3 protein-coding genes are annotated in these 4,214 nt (G+C 26.6%); all 3 read left to right on the top strand.

Going from position 1 to position 4,214, the window contains the following annotated elements; genetic code table 11:
- On the top strand, positions 1 to 206 hold a 206-nt coding region (locus tag HMPREF3031_RS05990; RefSeq protein ID WP_142351312.1), incomplete at its 5' end, for an LPXTG cell wall anchor domain-containing protein.
- A 107-nt stretch (positions 207 to 313) separates the two neighbouring features.
- Complete coding sequence (locus tag HMPREF3031_RS05985) at positions 314 to 1,930, top strand: poly(glycerol-phosphate) alpha-glucosyltransferase (protein WP_070724704.1); 1,617 nt, start codon at positions 314 to 316, stop codon at positions 1,928 to 1,930.
- 9 nt (positions 1,931 to 1,939) lie between these two features.
- Positions 1,940 to 4,000 carry a Mur ligase family protein gene (locus HMPREF3031_RS05980; RefSeq protein ID WP_070724703.1) on the top strand — a complete coding sequence of 687 codons (2,061 nt, stop codon included), beginning with the start codon at positions 1,940 to 1,942 and terminating at the stop codon, positions 3,998 to 4,000.
- The last annotated feature ends 214 nt before the right edge of the window (positions 4,001 to 4,214 follow it).

Genomic DNA, 4,214 nt, shown 5'->3' with positions numbered 1-4,214 from the left:
ATGCTGATGCAGACGCAGATGCTGATGCCGATGCTGATGCCGATGCAGAGAAAGGTAATCATGGAAAATCAGATGGTAAATCTTTACCTGATACAGGTGATAATGATCAAGTAAACAGTACATTATTTGGTTCTTTATTTGCTGCACTTGGAGGATTATTCTTAGTTGGGAAACGTCGCAAAAACAATAATAATGAAGAAAAATAATAGGTAAGCTTCATTATTGTAAGTAAAGTTTAAAACCAGGCCTTACATGGCCTGGTTTTATTTTAAATATCATAAACTAATAAAATATTATAAATGAGGAGGAAATAATGAATTTCGAAGAAAAATTAAATAAATTGATGGATGAAGTTTATCATGAGGTGAAAAAAGATGATTATGTCTTTTTAAGTTTAGGTAGACATAATATTAAAGCTCAAGTTAAACTGTTTAAAAAAACTAAGTACTTAAAGCAAGATATTTCAAAATCAGCACTTAAATTTAAAAAGAAATCAGGTGAGTTTCCTGAGTGGATTAAATTAGATGTTGTTATGTCAACAGAAAAAGTTTTATTTAAAGAATTAAAAAAAACTTTAGTAACTACAAGAAGGAACTATGTGGATTTTGGTATAGCATTTGATAGTCTATGGAATTTAGCAGTTTTACCTGAAGAAATTAATGCTAATGCCTTTATTAGACCAGATAACACTACCAAAAAATTATTTCTTTCTGAAAAAAACATCAATAATTATTTACGAAAATATACAACTAACAAAAAGGTCTTTTCTAGTGAATTTTATAATGAAAAAGAAGTTGTTAAATTCTATACAAAAGGTTTTTTTATAGATGATGAGGAAGTATATGAACTACATAGTAAGGGTTATAGAAAAGGTTTAAGAAAAATAAATCATTTAGAGGAAGAAATAGATCAATTAATTGAAAGTAGTACCACATTTTTACAAAATATGTTGCTAGATAGTGGTAAGTATATTTATGGATATTTTCCGCATTTCGATAAGGAAATTAGTTTCTATAATATCTTAAGACATTCCTCTTCTACTTATGCTTTAATAGAAGGATTGGCTTATCTAGGAAAAAGTTTGCAACCTGTTGAAAAAGCAATTGATTATGTTATTTCAAATCAGTTACTTGAGGTTGGGGATAAAGCATATATTTATGATGATACTAACGAATCTAATGAAATCAAATTAGGACAAAATGCTTCATTTATATTTGCGGTATGTGAATATTTAAAACATGAAGATAACCTTGAATACCTTAAAAACGCTCAAAAAGTAGCGAAAGGCATCCTTACAATGATTGATAAAAACACGTATGAAACAACCCATATATTAAATTATCCAGATTTAAGCGTTAAAGAAAAATTCAGAATTATTTATTATGATGGTGAAGCAGCACTTGCATTGTTGAGACTATATCAAAAAGATAAAAATGAATTATGGTTGAAGACTGTAGAAAAATTAATGGATCGTTTCATTGAGAAAAAATATTGGCAATACCATGATCATTGGTTAGGTTATTGTACAAATGAATTAGTCCAAATCAATCCACAAGATAGATATTTTGAATTTGGAATTAAAAATGTCAATAATTATCTTGATTATATTAAAAATCGAGAAACAACATTCCCAACATTTTTAGAAATGTTAATGGCTACTTATAGATTAGTTAAAAAAGCAAAAGAAACTGGTTTTGAAGAATTAGTAAATCATTTGATAGATGAAAAATATTTAAAAGAAGTTATTGATATTAGAGCAGATTATCAAAGAGTTGGATTTTTTTATCCTGAAATTGCAATGTATTTTAAAAACCCCTCTAGAATCTTAGGGAGTTTCTATATTAAGCATCATGGCTATCGTGTTCGAATTGACGATATTGAACATTATCTTTCAGGGTATGTACAATATCAAAGGGAATTTAAAGGGTAGGTATTTATTATGTTAACAATTAAAAAAATCCACAATATTATAGGTGGAGAGTTAAAAGATGCAAACAATAAAGAATCGAATGAAATAAATGATTTTGAAACAGTTTATCATTTGATAAAAAGTAAAAAAACTGCGTATTTATCTCCTAATAAAGAAACATGGTCAAGAGAATTAGGAAGAAATAAAAACGCTCTAGATGGTAATGATTTAGTAGATAGACAAAATGGAGAAATAGGATTAATTATAACAGAAAAATATATTTCTGATTTAACATTTAACACCCCACAAATAATTATAGAAGACTCTGTTCAAGCTTTAAAAAAATTAGCTATATATATTAGAAATCAATATAAAAACCCAGTTATTGCTATAACTGGATCAATGGGGAAAAGTTCAACTAGGATGTTAATTACTAGTTTATTAAGTGATTTTAATGTACTTGAAAATAGAGGTAATAATAATGTCAGAGCAGCTATTTATAGTAATATGTTGAAATTAATTAAAAATCCCGACTTCGCTGTAATTGAAACATCTATGAATGCAATTAATTATCTTGAAAATACAGCTGTTTACTTAAAACCAAATATAGCAATTATTACTGGCATAGGTGAAGCACATTTTTCAACTTTTAAGTCTGTTAAAGACATTGCTAAAATTAAGACAAGAATTTTTGAAGGTCTTTCAGATAATGGGACAGCAATTGTTAATAATGATACATTATATGCTGATTACTTAGTTAATAAAGCACAAGAAAACACTAACAATGTGTTAACTTATGGTATTAATAAGGATAGTAAAGTTGATTTGTCTGTTAAAAATATCAGATATAATAAAGGGAATATTGAGTTCTTAATAGAAAACCAAAATAATGAAAAAGAAGTTTATCAAATTAATACGATTAGTAAAGGAATGGTCTATAATGCACTTGCAAGTATGTTAGCACTTAAAAGTTTAAATTTGCCAATAAAGAAAAAATCACTAAAAAAATTTAAACCATTTTCCAAAATATTATCGTTAAAAGAGATACAAACAAAATCGCATAAATTAACCTTGCTAGATGATACACATAATGCTTCATTACCAGCAATGATTAATGCGATTAGAGCTTTTAATAGTCAAACAAAATTTTATTCAGGTAATAAGATAATTGCCATAGGAAAAATTAGTGATTTAGGTCATAAATCTAGTTCAATACATTTACAGCTAGTTGAAGAGTTAGAATGTTGCAATGCAGATTATATTTTATGTAAGGATACAGAATTGAAACAAGTAGTAAATAAGGTGAGAAATAAGAATATAACTTGGTATCCCAATAAAGAGTTGTTAATTAATGATTTAAAATACTTATGTAATGAAGATTCTCTAACTTTATTAAAATCTTCTGTGACAGGTACAGATTTTCCAGAAATTGCGAAATCTTTACCAGATATTTTGGAAATGAATGATATAAAATTTGATGGTGATAATCTTTTTGAAAAACTTAGTAAAGTAGGAAAGAGTTATATTAGAATAAATAATGAAACTGGACAAATAATTGAAAAATTCAACAGTAACAAATCACAAACAATTGAGGGAATGAGTCCATTAATCTATTATTTAAAAGCTATAGATGAAAAATTAGAAGATAGAATTATCAATATGAAAAGTTGGCCAACCAACAATAGTAAAAATGGCTATGTTGAAGGTCTAAAAATTCACATCTATACATTACTAAAAAATATGACTAATTCACCTCACCCTTCTGAAATTTATGAATTAGCTAATGAGTTGTTTGATAATCATGTAGAAAGAAGAGAATATATAAATCAATTGATACAGCAATTAAAATTATCTACCGCAATAGCTACAAACTTAACTGGACGTTTTAGAAGTAAAGAACGACAAAGTTATACTGTAAATGATTTATATCAAGTATATAAGTATTATAAATATGATTTATTTAAATTTAGTAATTCATTTATTTTAGGACTTAAATACAAAAGTGGGTTTATACGAGGAGAAAAAGAAACGATTATTTTCACTTCATATCAAGATCCCAAAAGTGAATTTGATTGCTTTTTAAGTATATAACTAATTTTGAATTTATAAGTTCCAGTTATTTTTTGAAGGATTATCTCTAAATGATAAAATAAGAGTTTTGTAGAAAATTAATTCAAAGTTGAACATTCTATTAAATCACATAGTGCCACTAACCTCCCTATAACTTTTAATAGTTATAGGGAGCGTTTATTTTTGTGTGAAACAAAAATAAACGTAAATAAGGATATAAATAAGAACGTAAATA

Source organism: Staphylococcus sp. HMSC072B07, from assembly GCF_001815505.1.
Classification (GTDB): Bacteria; Bacillota; Bacilli; order Staphylococcales; family Staphylococcaceae; genus Staphylococcus; species Staphylococcus simulans.
This window is presented reverse-complemented; position numbering and strand designations above follow the sequence as displayed.